Here is a 15327-nt window from a genome sequence, read left to right on the forward strand (position 1 = left end):
TAACTTTATTATTTTTTATACTTAGCTAACAAATCAATTAAAGAAATTGATGCGTCTTCCATGTTGTTAACTATACTATCTACTTTAGATACGATATAGTTATAGAAAATTTGTAAGATAATTGCTACTACTAATCCAAATACTGTAGTTAAAAGTGCAATTTTAATACCACCTGCTACTACCGCTGGAGAAATATCGTTTGCAACTGCAATTTTATCAAAGGCATCGATCATACCAATAACCGTTCCCATGAACCCAAGCATCGGAGCTAATGCAATAAATAAAGATAACCAAGAAATATTTTTCTCTAATAATCCCATTTGCACACCACCGTAACCTACTACAGCTTTTTCAGCAGCATCTAATCCTTCGTCTGCTCTTTCTAAACCTTGATAAAAGATAGAAGCAACAGGTCCTTTTGTGTTTCTACACACTTCTTTAGCAGCTTCTACACCACCTGAACTTAAAGCATCATCAACCTTAGCTACTAATTTCTTAGTATTTGTAGTTGCCATGTTTAAATAGATAATTCTTTCTATTGCTATAGCTAAACCTAATATTAAAGTAACTAAAACAATCCCCATGAATTTAGGATCTCCTTCAATAAAACGTTGTTTTAATTCTTGGTGGAAAGTTTTTTCAACTTCCTGAGCAAAAGTTGATTGAATAGCCCCAAAGAACATAATTCCTGTAAGTGTTAGGACATTTACTGCTTTTTTCATTTTGTTATAATTAATTTAAATAGTTAACGTGATAAAAATACAAATTTTTAAATTGTTTAAACTCGAGTACAATTTACATTTATTCATTATTTATAGTAAAAAAAAAGTACCCCCTAGTTTTCAGACTGCCAATTAACAAAAAAATGTTGATTCAGTAAAGAAAATTAACGGTTATTGTTAAAATACTTTAAGTTTTTAATGCAATCAAGATTTCAATTAAGATAAATTTATGAAATCTCACCTCTTAATGGAGTTTCAAAATAATACTTAAACTGCTCTTCTGATAAATCTTCACCTAATAAATACATCATTTTGGCTATAGCTGTTTCCGTTGTTATATCTTTTCCATTTATAATACCCATATTTTTTAAATCTGTACTTGTTTCATATAAACCTAAAATCACACTACCTCCAGAACATTGAGTAACATTAACAACACGAATACCTTTCTTGATAGTTTCTTGGATTAAATCTATAAACCATTGTTGTGTAGGTGCATTACCTGAGCCATAGGTTTCCAAAACTATTCCTTTTAAACCTGGAACATTTACTATAGCATCAATAACTTTAGGTTTAATACCAGGAAAAAGCTTTATAATAACGATATCTTCGATTAAGTTTTTTCTAAAAATTAACTTTGAGTTTTTGGACTCATTTCGAAGCAATAAATGTTTATTAAAAGATAAATGAACACCACTTTCTGCTAAAGGTGGATAGTTCATAGATGCAAAGGCTTCAAACTGTTCTGCATTAATTTTTGTAGTTCTATTTGCTCTATAAAGTTTATATTCAAAATACAAACCTACTTCTTGAATTATTGGCTCTCCTTTTTCTGAAGCACAAGCAATTTCAATAGAGGTAATTAAGTTCTCTTTTGCATCTGTTCTTAAATCACCTATGGGTAACTGTGAACCTGTAAAAATTACAGGTTTTTGCAAATTCTCGAACATAAAACTTACCGCTGATGAGATGTACGACATGGTATCTGATCCTGTTAACACTACAAAACCATCATATTTATTATAGTTTTTTTCAATTATTTCAGCAATTGTAATATAATAGCCTGTATTCATATTTGATGAATCTATAGGTTCTTCAAAAGAAATAGTATCTATTTCACAATTCAACTGTTTTAACTCTGGAATTTTTTCTAAAATCTGACTAAAATCAAAAGCTTTTAGTGCATTTGATTTATAATCTTTTACCATACCAATGGTACCTCCTGTATAAACTAATAATATATTCGGACTATTTGTCATTTTGTCAACTTTTTAACCCCTTTTTAATTATGGAATAATTTATGTTGTAAATTTATCAAACTAAGAAAGAATACAAATATTAAAAGATAAAAAAGTACAACTATGGTAATGGGTTTCGGATATTACATTTTAATGGGAGGTATCGCTTTATTGAGTGGAATAGTTAGCAATACTCTTAAGAGAAAATTCAAGAAATACTCTAACATTCGTTTGCGAAATGGAATGAGCGGTGCAGAAATAGCTGAGAAAATGCTAGCTGATCATGGTATTTATGATGTGAGAGTTATTTCAACACCAGGACAATTAACAGATCATTATAATCCTCAAAACAAAACTGTAAATTTAAGTGATGTCGTATATCATGAAAGGAATTCCGCAGCCGCGGCTGTTGCTGCTCATGAAGTTGGGCATGCAGTACAACATGCTCGAGCTTATAAATGGTTAACCATGCGTTCTAATTTAGTTCCTCTAGTTGGTTTTTCTTCAAAATTTTCTAACATTTTAATTATGGCTGGGTTGGTTTTAGGTTTAACATCTAACCTAGGATACTGGGCACTTTCTGCTGGTGTTGGATTATTTGGTATAGCTACGTTATTTAGTTTTGTAACTTTACCTGTAGAATATGACGCAAGCAACAGAGCTTTAGCTTGGTTAAAAAATAAAAACATGGTAACTCGTGAGGAATTAGCTGGATCACAAGATGCTCTTAAATGGGCTGCAAGAACATATTTAGTTTCTGCTTTAGGTTCTTTGGCTATGTTGTTATATTGGGTAATGAAATTAATGGCTGCAAACAGAAACGATTAACCTCTATAAATTGTAAGGTTTAATAAATTACATCGTCGAAGCAATAAATTTTATTTATGAAAAAATTTATTGCTTCTTTTGTTTTAGTAATACTTCTTAGTTGTCCCTCTCATAGTCAAGAAATGACTCTTACAAAACTTGGAAAAATATTCGAACATGCTAGCGATAGTATTAGTAGTAAAAAGACTCAATGGAGATTCCTAATTAAAAACATTCCTTTCATAGCAATTGCAGATTCAGTTCACAATAGAATGAGAATTATATCACCTATTGGAGAAAGTGACAAACTTAACGAGAAATTAAAAACAGCAGCTTTAATGGCTAATTTTCATACTGCTTTAGATGTTAAGTATGCAATTTCCGATAATATTCTATGGTCTGTTTTCATTCACCCTTTAAAAGAATTAACTGAAGCACAAGTATATGATGCCTTAAGTCAAGTATTTTATGCTCACATAAACTTTGGATCTACATTTTCAAGTACTTCTTTAATTTTCCCTGGCAATAAAAAATCAGCAAAAAAAAATCCTAAAGAAAATAACCAAAAATTTATCAAAAAAATATAATCAAGTTGTTTATTTCATCTACATTTTTTAAGTAATTAGCCTTAACACATTCTTCCCTAAAAAAAAGAATAGACTAAAATTTACGGATAACAAGCAGACTTTTTATAAGTCTAATTCAACCTGTTTTTATCCCAATTCAACAGTTTTACATTTCACACACTATGTAACAATTATAATTTTGGATTGTCTTTAAAAAATAAAAATTCAATTATGAAATTATTTAAACAACTACTATTCTTCTTTCTTATTAGTGTTTATAACCTATCAGCTCAGTTTTCTATCAATGGAAAAATAACAGATAAACAAAACCAACCTTTACCATTTGCTAATGTGATTCTTTTAAGCAACGAAAAGGAAGCTCTACCAAAAGGTATGGTTTCAGATGATAATGGAAATTACATTTTTGAAAAAGTAAAAAAGGGAACATACACTATTGAAATATCAATGCTAGGTTTTAAAACTAAAAATCTTAAAGCTTTTGAATTAAACAGTAATAGAACTTTCAATTTTACTTTAGAAGAAGAAAATGAGTCTCTTGATGAAGTTGTTATAAAAAGTAAAAGACCAGTAATTAGGCAAACAGCTGAAAAACTAGTTTTAGATTTAGAAAAATCTGAAATGCTAAATAGTAACTTACAAGATGTAGTGAAAAGAGTTCCTGGAGTTATTGTAACCAATAATGGGATCAATTTTGCTGGGCGATCGGACATTCGAATTTTGATTAATGGAAAAACTACTGACTATATGGATGTAGAAACTCTTTTACAAAACTTACCTGCCGATAATATCGCTAAAGTAGAATTAATAGAACAGCCTGGTGCTGAATTTGATGCAGAAGGTTCTGGACCAATTATAAATATCATCTTAAAAAAGAATGTTCGTTTAGGAACTCATGGATCTGTTGGAGTTTGGGTTGGTGAAGATGAAGGCATTGAATATGGTGCTAATGCTTCTATTGCTAGTTATAAAAACAAATTAAATTGGCAATTAAGTACAGGATATTCTGCACCTACATGGAGAAATGATCTTTTTATCAACCGTAGAGTTGTAGATCCAGGAACAAATGAAACAGTTACTTATGACCAAGCAACTATAGAACCTTTTGATCCAAAAAACACTTGGCTATCTGGTAGTATTGATTATTACATTAATGATAAAAACACCATTGGTTTTAGTACTCGATATAACAACACAATGTCTGACAGAGTAGGTAGCAGTAATACTGAAGTTCGTTCTACAACTAACATTGAACGTTTTGTAACTGAAAACTCTTTTGATAGAGAACGAAATACATTCAGTATTAATCCGTATTATGAGTTTAAATCAGATAACGATAAATTCATTTTAGATTTTAATTATGTAAATTTTGTAAATGAAAACACAAATACAATCGATGCTGTTAACGGTAATACTGTTCCTTTTGTAAACCAAAGATATTTGCAGGATGGTAAATATACTATTAGAACAATAAAAGCAGATTATAACAAAAATATTACAGATGATTTTAAAGTTAGTTTTGGTTCTAAATTTTCTGATGTAGATACAGATAGCGACCTAAAATTATTTACTCAAAATACTAATGGTAATTTCGATTTTCAGGCTGATGATAGTAATCGTTTTATTATCGATGAAAGAATTTTTGCACTATACACAAAAGTAAATTATAAATGGAGTGATTGGTCTTTATCTGCAGGTGTTCGATACGAAAACAGTGATACCAGAGGAACATCTACATCTACAGACGAAACTAGAACTCGAATTATTTCTCAACTTTTCCCAAGTGCTTCTTTAAGCAAAAAACTTACCGAAAAGTTAGGAGCAAATGTTGCATATAGTTATAGAATTAGAAGACCGAATTATAATAGTTTAAATTCTTTTGTTACTCTTTACGATCCTTTAACTTCTGAAGTTGGTAACCCAGCTTTAAAACCAGCTTTTACAAACAATTTGCAATTTAATTTAACTTTTGATAATCAACCTTTTTTTACCGTGAGTTATAGTGAAACAAGTGACGATTTATTCTTGTTTATCTCACAAGACGATGCAACAGCCCAAATTTCTAGAACAACCATTAACCTTCAAGATAGACAAAACTGGAACTTCAGATTATTCGGACCTTTAAGTTTTATTGAAAATCTTGATGGATTTACAGGTTTCATTGTAGATTACAATAAATTCGAATCAAATGAATTAAGTCCGAACTTATTTTTATCAAAATGGAATTTAGGTTGGTACACACAAGCTAGTTATAAATTACCTTGGGATATTAATGCGGAAATGTCTAGTTACTTTGGTACTGGAGCTTTAGAAGGACAAATTGATGCTGGTTGGATTGGGGATTTAAGCTTCTCTTTTGGTAAAAAGTTCTTAGATGACAAGTTAAAAGTTAACTTAGGAATTAACAAAGTATTGAACAGAGGTTTTGTTGGTACTGTGAATTACGATAACATTGATGCTAATATTGAAAGTAACGGATCTCGTCAAAATGTTCAACTACGACTAACATATAGTTTCGGATCTAGATTCGGAAAGAAAAAAGCAAAAAGAAATGCATCTGAAGAAGAACAAAATAGAATAGATAACAACAACTAATTACTATGAAAAAGACATTACAACAAATTATAACCTTTGTCAGTTTTATTTTAATATTACTGATACTTAACAACAGTGTTAAAAGCTATTTAGTAGCACAAGAAATAGAAAATTACAATACAATTTTATTAGTAAGAACTGCTAGTAATATCATTCTGAGTTTAGTTTCTTTATTTGTAATAAAAAAACTCAATTTATTTGAACTAGGTGGTTTAAAAGCTATAAAAACTGAGAAAAAAGGGCTTTTAATTTTTCCTTTAATCTATTTAGTCGCTTTAAATTTATTATTCGCAGATGATATTCCAAATTTCACGAACACTAATTTAATTATCTTATTAATTTACTGTTTAAGTATTGGTGTTTCTGAAGAATTAAGCTTAAGAAGTGTATTACTGCCGCTTTTCATAAAACATTTTGGAAACTCAAAAAAATCAGTTATAAAATCAATCTTTGCGGCAGCTGCTATTTTTGGATTATTACATCTTATAAAATTCGATAAAGGAATTTATGGTGAAATTTCACAATTTTTCTTTGCAACTTTTATTGGAATTATGTTTGGAGCTTTACTAATAGTAACCAAAAGAATTTATCCGTTAATCATAATTCATATGCTTATAGATCTTGCAGCGAAACTTGATGATATTGGTGTGAATTTTAAAGCAGAAGATATTAATGAAACAGATTTAACTGGAGCTATTTTTACAGTTATTATTACATTACCTTGTTTATTTTATGGTATGTATATTATGAAAAAACACATTCCGAATGATCTTTCTATAACAAAATAATCCAAGAGAAACTATATTTATTAGGGCTTTTACTTACAAGTTCTAGCCCTAATTTACTTTTAACAAAAAATACTCAATTTAACAGCTTACCTTTAATTAACACTATTAATTTAGCTCTCTATTTTTGACTTACTTGAAGCCAATTAATCTGTGTATATTTAGTTTTTTTATCGAATAATATTTGATTTTATATCAAAAAATAAAAAATGAACACCAAATTAAATAAATCTGACTGGGTTTTAATTGCATTGCTATATGGAGCAACATTAATATTAAACGCAATAGATTACTACAGAAGTAATAACAAACTGATAGAGTATGTAGTTGATTTACCCACCTCATCTTTATTGTCTATAGTTTTAATCTTAATATTTCTATATTTTTTAATTCCGAAGTATTTAATAAACAGAAGAAAATATGCTTCATTTTTCTTTTTAAGTTTACTGATTTTAACTTTTATAGGTTGTTTAGATAAAATTTCAGGAATTTTAACATCTGGAAAAAGCATCTATAACATCCCAAATATTTTTCTTTTTTTACAAAGTGGTTTATATAATGCTACAGATATGATCGGTTTTCCTTTAGGTGTTTTATTAATTAAAAAATTTTACGAAGGACAAACACAATTTTTAAAAATTGAAAAACAACAAAAAGAAAATGAATTAAAATTATTACGCTCTCAAATAGACCCGCACTTTTTATTTAATAATCTGAACACTTTAGATAGTTTAATTGATACAGATTCTGAAAAAGCAAAAGAATACATCAATCGATTATCATTAATATATCGTTACCTCATTCAAACTAAAGATTCTGAGGTTATGGAGCTTTCTAAAGAAATACAATTTGCCGAAAATTATATCTTCTTAATAAAAACAAGATTCGAGTATGATTATGATTTTGAAGTCATTAAAAATGTAAGCCTTAAAGATTCATTTATTCCAACAGGTGCTATTCAAACATTATTAGAAAATGTAGTAAAACATAATAAACCCGACGGACAACAACCTATTCGAGCATCGATAACTATTGATGAAAATCGTTTAACTGTTGTGAATACAAAATCGAATTTTAAGGTTAAAAACGATTCACTAGGAACTGGATTAGATAATTTAAAAACCAGATATCAATTATTATCCGATCAAGAAATTAGTATTATAAACACAGCTCATAACTTTAAAGTTTCAATTCCTATCATTAAACTATCTGAATAAAATACCGCTTATGAAAATTTTAATTTTAGAAGACGAAGTTCCTGCGTATAAAAAGCTTTTAAATTATTTAAATGACTTTTTTGAAATCGAAGTACAACACGATTGGGCTAGATCTATAAAAGACGGAAGAACAATGTTACTGCAAAATTCTTATGATTTTATTTTATCGGATATTCAATTATTGGATGGAATTTCTTTCGATTTATTTGATGAAATTAATTTAGAAGCTCCAATTATATTTTGTTCTGCTCATGATGAATATTTATTTAAAGCTTTCAACACAAACGGAATTGCTTATATTTTAAAACCATACACAAAACTTGACTTCAATAAAGCTATTGAAAAATATAAAGCACTATTTCAAAAGGGAGATTATAATAATTTAGACACCAAAATTATTACAGAACTAAAATCGGCTTTAAAGGAAGAAGAAACCAATTATAAAAAGCGATTTGTTATTAAGAAAAGTACAGGAATTCAGCTTTTAAATGTTAATGAAATTACATTAATAGAAGCTTCGGGTGATTTTTGTATTGCTACAGATGCTAACGGTAAACGTCATACGATTTCTCAGAACTTAAGCTCTATTTTTAAACAACTAAACCCTAATAAGTTCTTTAAGATTAATAGGAGTGAAATTATAAGTATCGATTACATTGAAAATATTGAAAATCACTTTAAAAATAGATTATTACTTACGGTTACTGGTTGCAAAGAAAAACCTATGACAAGCACAGCTACTACATCTGAATTTAGGAAATGGTTAGAAAGTTAAAATAACTAGTATGTAGATCTCTTTTTGTACTTTTAGCGCAGAACATATAAAAAATAATTGCAACCTAAAAAAATTAACCTACGCAAAATGAATCTATTCAAATCTATTTGTTTGTCTGTACTTTTCTACAATTTATTTTCTATTTCGTCGTATGGTCAAGAGTTATATTTTGCTCAAGATCCAACATTAACACCAGACGGAAAAACAATAATTTTTAGTTACGACGGAGATTTATGGAAAGTTCCTACTGAAGGAGGAAATGCATACAGAATAACGGCTATGGATGGAGAAGAATCACGTCCATCAATTTCTCCTGACGGAAAGTGGATCGCTTTTTCTTCAAATCAATACGGTAATAGAGATATTTATACTATTCCTGTAAAAGGTGGAGAAATTAAACAACTAACTTTTCACGATGGCGATGATTTAGTAAGTAGTTGGTCATGGGATTCTAAAAAAATATTCTTTTCATCTTCAAGAGAAAATTCAACTTCTACTTATGAAATTAGTGTATTTGGAGAAACTCCAAAACGCTTATTCCCACATTTCTTCAACAGAATTCACAATGTAGTTCAACATCCTAAAGATGGTAGTTTTTTCTTTAATGAAAGTTGGGAAAGTTCATATTTTACAGATCGTAAACGTTATAAAGGAGATTTTAATCCAGATATAAAATCTTATAATCCGAAAACTAAAGTTTTTAAAAAATATACCACATATAATGGGAAAGATTTTTGGACTACTTTAGATAAAAACGGAGGCTTGTACTTCGCCTCTGATGAAAACAACGGAGAATACAATTTATACACATTCAAAAACAATATAAAAACTCCTTTAACGAAATTTAAAACCTCAATTTTTAATCCAAAAGTGAATAGCGACGGAACTAAAATTGTTTTCACTAAAGATTATCAAATACATATTTATGATATCGCTAGTAAGAAAACAAAAAAAGTAGCTATCACAATTTATAACAGTAATACACTTAACAAGTCTCAGGATTTCAATGTAAAAAGTAATGTTACTTATTTTGATGTTTCTCCGGACAATAAAAAAATTGCTTTTGTAGCTAGAGGTCGATTATTTATATCTGACACAAAAGGAAAATTTGTTCGTCAAATTCCATTAAATCCAAAAGAGAGAGTTGTAGAAGTAAAGTGGTTAAAAGACAACAAAACCTTATTATACAATCAAACTTATAAAGGTTATTTAAACTTGTTTACTATTGCAGCTGATGGAAAAGGCGAAGAAACACAGATTACAAAAAACGCTAAAAGTAATGCCAACATTGTAATTTCTCCAGATTATAAAACTGCAGCTTATTTAAGTGGTAGAGACCATATCAATTTACTGGATTTAAGCAATTTTAAATCTAAAACTGTAGTGAAAGATGAATTTTGGGCATTATATTCTTCAGAAATTAGGTTTTCGCCAAACAATAAATACCTTTTGTATAATGCATACAGAGACTTTGAAAATGATATTTTCACATATAATATTACCTCTGGTGAAATTATTAATCTTACGCAAACTGGAGCTGATGAAGGAAATCCTTTTTGGTCTCCAGACGGGAAATACATTTACTTTAATACAGGTTTTGAACCGACTTTTCCGTACAGAAAGGCAAATCAAAGTATTTATCGAATGGCGCTTAATAAATACGACAAGCCTTATAGAACTAAAAAACTAGACGATCTTTTTAAACCTAAAGAAGATTCTAAAAAGAAAGAAGACAAAAACAAAACTCCTAAAAAAGAGATTAAAATATCGATTGATCAAGATGGTTTAATGGACCGATTAGATTTAATTAGTCCTTATTTTGGTAATCAAAATAATGCCACTGTAATTGCAGAAGGTGATACCCATCACATTTATTACATCTCTAACCATGATAAAGGAGAATTTAAATTATGGAAAACTACATTAAAACCTTTCGAAAAACCTAAAACGGTAAAAGTTATTGATCGTATTTTTGGTTATCAAATAGTTTCCAGAAAGAAATCTAATTATATTCTTCATAGAGGAAACATTCATACTTTAAATTTACAGAGTAACAAAACAAATACTATTAATCTTAACTTCAAGTTTAGAAAGTCATTGTCTGAAGAATTTCAACAGATGTTTGAAGAAGCTTGGGCTGGTTTTGAAGAAAACTTTTATGATGAAAAGTTCCATAATGAAGACTGGGCTGTAATTAAAAAAAGATATAGTAAATACTTACCATACATTACTAAAAGAACCCATTTAAGGAGATTATTTAACGACATGTTAGGTGAATTAAACACTTCTCATGTTGGGTTTAGATCTTCTGGTAAAGAAGAACGTAAATTTCATAAAAGTAGTACACAATCAACAGGTATTGTATTTTCTAAAGAAAACCCATTCAAAGTTGAAGGTATTGTGAAAAATGGACCTACAGATGTTGTAAACAACAAAATTAAAGCTGGAGATATTTTAGTTTCGGTAAATGGTGTAAAAATAGACTCGAAAAGAAATAGAGAATTTTACTTTTCTCTACCTTCTTTAGATCGTGAAATGGAACTTACATTTAATAGTAATGGAACGAATAAAGTTGTTAATATACATCCTATTTCTAGTTTCTTTTTAAAGAATTTATTGCACGATGAGTGGGTTGATAATAATCAATCTTATGTCGACAAAAAAAGTAATAATAGAATTGCTTATATCCATATGAAGAATATGGGCGGAGGCGAATTAAGAAACTTCAAAAAAGAAATGGTTTCTGAGTATTATAAAAAAGATGCTTTAATTCTTGATCTTAGAAATAATACTGGAGGAAATGTACACAATGATGTACTTAACTTTTTATCGCAAAAGCCTTATTTAAAATGGAAGTACAGAGGTGGAAAATTAACAACACAACCTAATTTTACTCCTGCTGCAAAACCAATTGTTTTATTAATTAATGAACAATCTTTAAGTGATGCTGAAGTTACTGCAGAAGGTTTTAAACAATTAAAATTAGGTAAAGTTATAGGTACAGAAACCTATAGATGGATCATCTTTACTTCAGGCAAAGGTTTAGTAGATGGTTCTTTTTATAGACTTCCATCTTGGGGTTGTTATACTTTAAACGGAGAAGATTTAGAAAAAACAGGAGTAAAACCTGATATTTATGTAAAAGAAGATTTTAAGGATCGAATTAATGGTTTGCAACCACAATTAGATCGAGCTATATTGGAAATCATGAAAGAACTTCCGAAGAGGTAAATCTCTTTATATAAAAACAAAAAAATCCAACAGAAATGTTGGATTTTTTATTGTTCTTATATTTTCAGTTGTAATTAATCTCTACTCATAAAGATTCTTAATACATACCAGAATAATAACATTAGCGATGCAAATAAACCAATTGCAGCCGGAATATAATCTTCTGTTGTAAACCTATGAACTAAGTTAGATGTTTGATATAAAATAGATCCACCAGCTAAAGCACACATACCTACTGAGAACCATAAACCTAAGTTAAACCCGAATAAAACTCCAGCTAAAACCAAACCAATGGCAATAAAGAATCCAATTGTTAAAGCAGATCTTAAAAAAGAGAAATCTTTTTTAGTTAATATTACTACAGCAGATAAACCCGCAAATAAAGTTAACGTTACAATTCCTGCTTGTTGAAAAATTTCAAAACCTTGAGTATACATTGCTGCCATGTATACTAATGGCACAAAGAATAAAGCTTCTGCGAATATATAACCTGCATAAGCCATATATTGTAAATTCTTATCTGTAGTTCTTAACGCAGTACTTTCAGCATAATTTGTAATTAACATAAAACCACCTAAAAGTAATAACATTTTATAACCTTGCATCATTGACATCATAAAAGTAACTACAGCTTCACTTTGTAATAATGCATATTCAAATAAGATGAATAGCAATACTCCTCCTGCTACATGAGCATAAGTTTTCTTGTAAAATGACACACGTTCCATATCTGTAGAATGTGCTACTAAAATTCTGTTCGATGGGTTATCAAAAGAATTGAATGAATTTTCCATATTATTTTTTTATTTAAATTTTTATCTAAGATAGTATTTTAATACTAATCATTTAACTTTAAAACAGCCATAAACGCTTGTTGTGGAATTTCCACATTTCCAACTTGACGCATACGTTTCTTACCTTTCTTCTGCTTTTCTAAAAGTTTACGTTTACGAGAAATATCACCTCCATAACATTTTGCTGTTACATCTTTACGCAAGGCTTTTACAGTTTCACGAGCAATAATTTTAGCTCCAATTGCTGCCTGAATTGGAATATCGAATTGTTGACGAGGAATCAATTCTTTTAATTTCTCACAAATTCTTTTACCAATAGAATAAGCATTACTATCATGTAATAAAGAAGAAAGTGCATCAACCGATTGTCCGTTTAATAACATATCAACACGTACTAATTTCGACTTTTTCATTCCTATTGGATGGTAATCGAAAGAAGCGTAACCTTTTGAAACTGTTTTTAAGCGATCATAAAAATCGAATACAATTTCTGCTAATGGCATTTCAAAAATTAACTCAACGCGTTCCGGAGTTAAATAAGTTTGATTAATAATTTGCCCACGTTTTTCTATACATAAACTCATTACCTGACCAACAAAGTCTGCTTTTGTAATAATTGAAGCTTTAATAAAAGGCTCCTCTACTCTTTCTAATTTTGATGGATCGGGTAAATCAGAAGGATTATTTACAACAATAATCTCATCTGGTTCTTTCTTTGTGTATGCATGATAAGACACGTTAGGAACCGTAGTAATCACAGTCATATTGAACTCACGTTCTAAACGTTCTTGAATAATTTCCATGTGTAACATTCCTAAGAATCCACATCGGAAACCAAAACCTAAAGCGGCTGAACTTTCTGGTTGAAATACTAAAGAAGCGTCATTTAATTGTAACTTCTCCATAGAATTACGAAGTTCTTCATAATCTTCAGTATCTACAGGATAAATACCCGCAAATACCATTGGCTTTACATCTTCAAAACCTTCAATAGTATCTGTAGTCGGATTAGCAAAATCTGTAATTGTATCTCCTACTTTTACTTCTTTAGCTGTTTTAATACCTGTAATTAAATATCCAACATCTCCTGTTTTTATTTCTTTTTTCGGCTCTTGGTTTAATTTCAATGTACCTACTTCATCTGCAAAATAGTCATTTCCAGTAGCCATGAATTTAATCTTCTGATTCTTTTTAATAGAACCATCAATAATTCTAAAATACGTTTCAATTCCACGATAAGAATTATAAACACTATCAAAAATTAAGGCTTTTAAAGGTGCATCTGGATTTCCTTTTGGTGCAGGAATTCTATCTATAATTGCTTCTAAAATTTTATCAACTCCAAAACCTGTTTTTCCACTTGCTGGAATTACATCTTCAGGATCACAACCTAACAAATCAACGATATCATCAGTAACTTCTTCCGGGTTAGCCGAAGGCAAATCTACTTTGTTTAATACTGGAATAATTTCTAAATCATTCTCTAATGCTAAGTATAAGTTAGAAATTGTTTGAGCTTGAATACTCTGAGCTGCATCTACAATTAATAATGCTCCTTCACAGGCAGCAATAGATCGAGAAACTTCATAAGAGAAATCTACGTGACCAGGAGTATCAATTAAGTTTAAAATATATTGTTCTCCTTCATGAACATATTCCATTTGTATTGCGTGAGATTTAATGGTAATACCACGCTCACGCTCTAAATCCATATTATCTAATAATTGATCTTGCTTTTCACGTTCAGTTACTGTTTGAGTAAAATCTAAAAGTCGATCTGCAAGTGTACTTTTACCATGATCAATGTGGGCAATAATACAAAAGTTTCTAATGTTCTTCATTCGTTCTAATAACTTCTTATGACCGACAAAGATACAGTATTTGAAAGCTACTTCAAATAAAAGTATACCACTAAATTTTAAACTTATTTGAAATATCTTCTCTTTATTAAATTCTATTTACTTCTCAATTTATTAGTATTTAATTATTCTTACTTTTTTCTCTCTAATAGTGTTTTTTCAACTGTATTTTTTCCTTTTCAACCTGTTTTATTTCCTCCTAACCTCATTTAACACACTATATAAAAAGCATTTAAAATACATTTGTCAGTGAGAATCATTTTCAATAAAAAGCTAAGAAAAACTATTCATTAATCACAGAGTAAACATAAATACATTTAATCTCAATAATTATTAAAAAATGAAACCATTAATAAATTTATTTTCTATTTCAATTCTTTTAACAATTTCGAGTTGCTCTACGTCTGAAGTACCTAGTGATGAAACTCCAATAGATCCTGTAGAGAAAATAACTTACGAAAAGGATGTAAAAGGAATTATAAATAGTAGTTGTGCTACAACCAATTGCCACGATGCAGTAAACCCAACAGCCGGATTAGCTTTAACTAACTTCAACAATGTTAGAAATGCTGCCGAAAATGGTAATTTGTTCGGGCGTATTAATAACTCCGCTAGTCCAATGCCTCCATCTGGATTACTACCATCATCAACCAGAAATATTATTAGCCAATGGAGAGCTGATGGATACTTAGAAGAATAAAGACAACCCCAAAACAAACA

12 protein-coding genes are annotated in these 15327 nt (G+C 29.4%); 8 read left to right on the forward strand and 4 right to left on the reverse strand.

Annotation, left to right across the window (positions count from 1 at the left end):
• Positions 1 to 8: 8 nt before the first annotated feature.
• Both ACSIGC_RS08575 and ACSIGC_RS08580 read right to left on the reverse strand, forming a co-directional pair.
• Positions 9 to 722, reverse strand: a complete 714-nt coding sequence (locus ACSIGC_RS08575) for a MotA/TolQ/ExbB proton channel family protein (protein ID WP_095069227.1) — start codon at positions 720 to 722, stop codon at positions 9 to 11.
• A 227-nt stretch (positions 723 to 949) separates the two neighbouring features.
• Positions 950 to 1981 carry an asparaginase gene (locus tag ACSIGC_RS08580; RefSeq protein WP_442267705.1) on the reverse strand — a complete coding sequence of 344 codons (1032 nt, stop codon included), beginning with the start codon at positions 1979 to 1981 and terminating at the stop codon, positions 950 to 952.
• Positions 1982 to 2083: 102 nt separating this feature from the next.
• On the opposite strand from ACSIGC_RS08580, the gene ACSIGC_RS08585 reads away from it, so the two are divergent.
• The 7 genes from ACSIGC_RS08585 to ACSIGC_RS08615 all read left to right on the forward strand — a co-directional run bounded on the left by ACSIGC_RS08585 (position 2084) and on the right by ACSIGC_RS08615 (position 11954).
• Positions 2084 to 2788 carry a zinc metallopeptidase gene (locus ACSIGC_RS08585; RefSeq protein ID WP_442267706.1) on the forward strand — a complete coding sequence of 235 codons (705 nt, stop codon included), beginning with the start codon at positions 2084 to 2086 and terminating at the stop codon, positions 2786 to 2788.
• A gap of 56 nt (positions 2789 to 2844) precedes the next feature.
• Positions 2845 to 3354 carry a hypothetical protein gene (locus ACSIGC_RS08590; protein ID WP_442267707.1) on the forward strand — a complete coding sequence of 170 codons (510 nt, stop codon included), beginning with the start codon at positions 2845 to 2847 and terminating at the stop codon, positions 3352 to 3354.
• A 210-nt stretch (positions 3355 to 3564) separates the two neighbouring features.
• Entirely contained in the window at positions 3565 to 5946 is a 2382-nt protein-coding gene (locus ACSIGC_RS08595; protein WP_442267708.1) for an outer membrane beta-barrel protein, read from the forward strand.
• 5 nt (positions 5947 to 5951) lie between these two features.
• Positions 5952 to 6734 (forward strand): CPBP family intramembrane glutamic endopeptidase, encoded by a 783-nt coding sequence (locus ACSIGC_RS08600; RefSeq protein WP_442267709.1) that lies wholly within the window; start codon positions 5952 to 5954, stop codon positions 6732 to 6734.
• A gap of 206 nt (positions 6735 to 6940) precedes the next feature.
• The gene (locus tag ACSIGC_RS08605) at positions 6941 to 7948 is read left to right on the forward strand and encodes a sensor histidine kinase (protein ID WP_442267710.1); all 1008 of its coding nucleotides are present in this window, start codon (positions 6941 to 6943) and stop codon (positions 7946 to 7948) included.
• Between the two features lie 10 nt (positions 7949 to 7958).
• On the forward strand, positions 7959 to 8723 hold the full coding sequence (locus tag ACSIGC_RS08610) for a LytR/AlgR family response regulator transcription factor (protein ID WP_442267711.1): 765 nt from the start codon (positions 7959 to 7961) through the stop codon (positions 8721 to 8723).
• Between the two features lie 87 nt (positions 8724 to 8810).
• The gene (locus tag ACSIGC_RS08615; RefSeq protein ID WP_442267712.1) at positions 8811 to 11954 is read left to right on the forward strand and encodes a S41 family peptidase; all 3144 of its coding nucleotides are present in this window, start codon (positions 8811 to 8813) and stop codon (positions 11952 to 11954) included.
• Between the two features lie 74 nt (positions 11955 to 12028).
• On the opposite strand, the gene ACSIGC_RS08620 is transcribed toward ACSIGC_RS08615, so the two are convergent.
• Both ACSIGC_RS08620 and lepA read right to left on the reverse strand, forming a co-directional pair.
• Complete coding sequence (locus tag ACSIGC_RS08620; protein ID WP_442267713.1) at positions 12029 to 12748, reverse strand: Bax inhibitor-1/YccA family protein; 720 nt, start codon at positions 12746 to 12748, stop codon at positions 12029 to 12031.
• A 44-nt stretch (positions 12749 to 12792) separates the two neighbouring features.
• Positions 12793 to 14589, reverse strand: a complete 1797-nt coding sequence (lepA, locus tag ACSIGC_RS08625) for a translation elongation factor 4 (RefSeq protein WP_442267714.1) — start codon at positions 14587 to 14589, stop codon at positions 12793 to 12795.
• A gap of 358 nt (positions 14590 to 14947) precedes the next feature.
• Here lepA and ACSIGC_RS08630 point away from each other — a divergent pair, with 358 nt between their 5' ends.
• On the forward strand, positions 14948 to 15307 hold the full coding sequence (locus tag ACSIGC_RS08630) for a hypothetical protein (RefSeq protein WP_442267715.1): 360 nt from the start codon (positions 14948 to 14950) through the stop codon (positions 15305 to 15307).
• Positions 15308 to 15327 lie beyond the last annotated feature (20 nt).

Source organism: Tenacibaculum aquaeponti, from assembly GCF_052084715.1.
Classification (GTDB): Bacteria; Bacteroidota; Bacteroidia; order Flavobacteriales; family Flavobacteriaceae; genus Polaribacter.

What these genes read in the sequence shown, in the direction of transcription:
- ACSIGC_RS08575 (WP_095069227.1), bottom strand. Translation starts at nt 722, where the DNA reads ATGAAAAAAGCAGTAAATGTCCTAACACTTACAGGAATTATGTTCTTT.
- ACSIGC_RS08580 (WP_442267705.1), bottom strand. Translation starts at nt 1,981, where the DNA reads ATGACAAATAGTCCGAATATATTATTAGTTTATACAGGAGGTACCATT.
- ACSIGC_RS08585 (WP_442267706.1), top strand. Translation starts at nt 2,084, where the DNA reads ATGGTAATGGGTTTCGGATATTACATTTTAATGGGAGGTATCGCTTTA.
- ACSIGC_RS08590 (WP_442267707.1), top strand. Translation starts at nt 2,845, where the DNA reads ATGAAAAAATTTATTGCTTCTTTTGTTTTAGTAATACTTCTTAGTTGT.
- ACSIGC_RS08595 (WP_442267708.1), top strand. Translation starts at nt 3,565, where the DNA reads ATGAAATTATTTAAACAACTACTATTCTTCTTTCTTATTAGTGTTTAT.
- ACSIGC_RS08600 (WP_442267709.1), top strand. Translation starts at nt 5,952, where the DNA reads ATGAAAAAGACATTACAACAAATTATAACCTTTGTCAGTTTTATTTTA.
- ACSIGC_RS08605 (WP_442267710.1), top strand. Translation starts at nt 6,941, where the DNA reads ATGAACACCAAATTAAATAAATCTGACTGGGTTTTAATTGCATTGCTA.
- ACSIGC_RS08610 (WP_442267711.1), top strand. Translation starts at nt 7,959, where the DNA reads ATGAAAATTTTAATTTTAGAAGACGAAGTTCCTGCGTATAAAAAGCTT.
- ACSIGC_RS08615 (WP_442267712.1), top strand. Translation starts at nt 8,811, where the DNA reads ATGAATCTATTCAAATCTATTTGTTTGTCTGTACTTTTCTACAATTTA.
- ACSIGC_RS08620 (WP_442267713.1), bottom strand. Translation starts at nt 12,748, where the DNA reads ATGGAAAATTCATTCAATTCTTTTGATAACCCATCGAACAGAATTTTA.
- lepA (WP_442267714.1), bottom strand. Translation starts at nt 14,589, where the DNA reads ATGAAGAACATTAGAAACTTTTGTATTATTGCCCACATTGATCATGGT.
- ACSIGC_RS08630 (WP_442267715.1), top strand. Translation starts at nt 14,948, where the DNA reads ATGAAACCATTAATAAATTTATTTTCTATTTCAATTCTTTTAACAATT.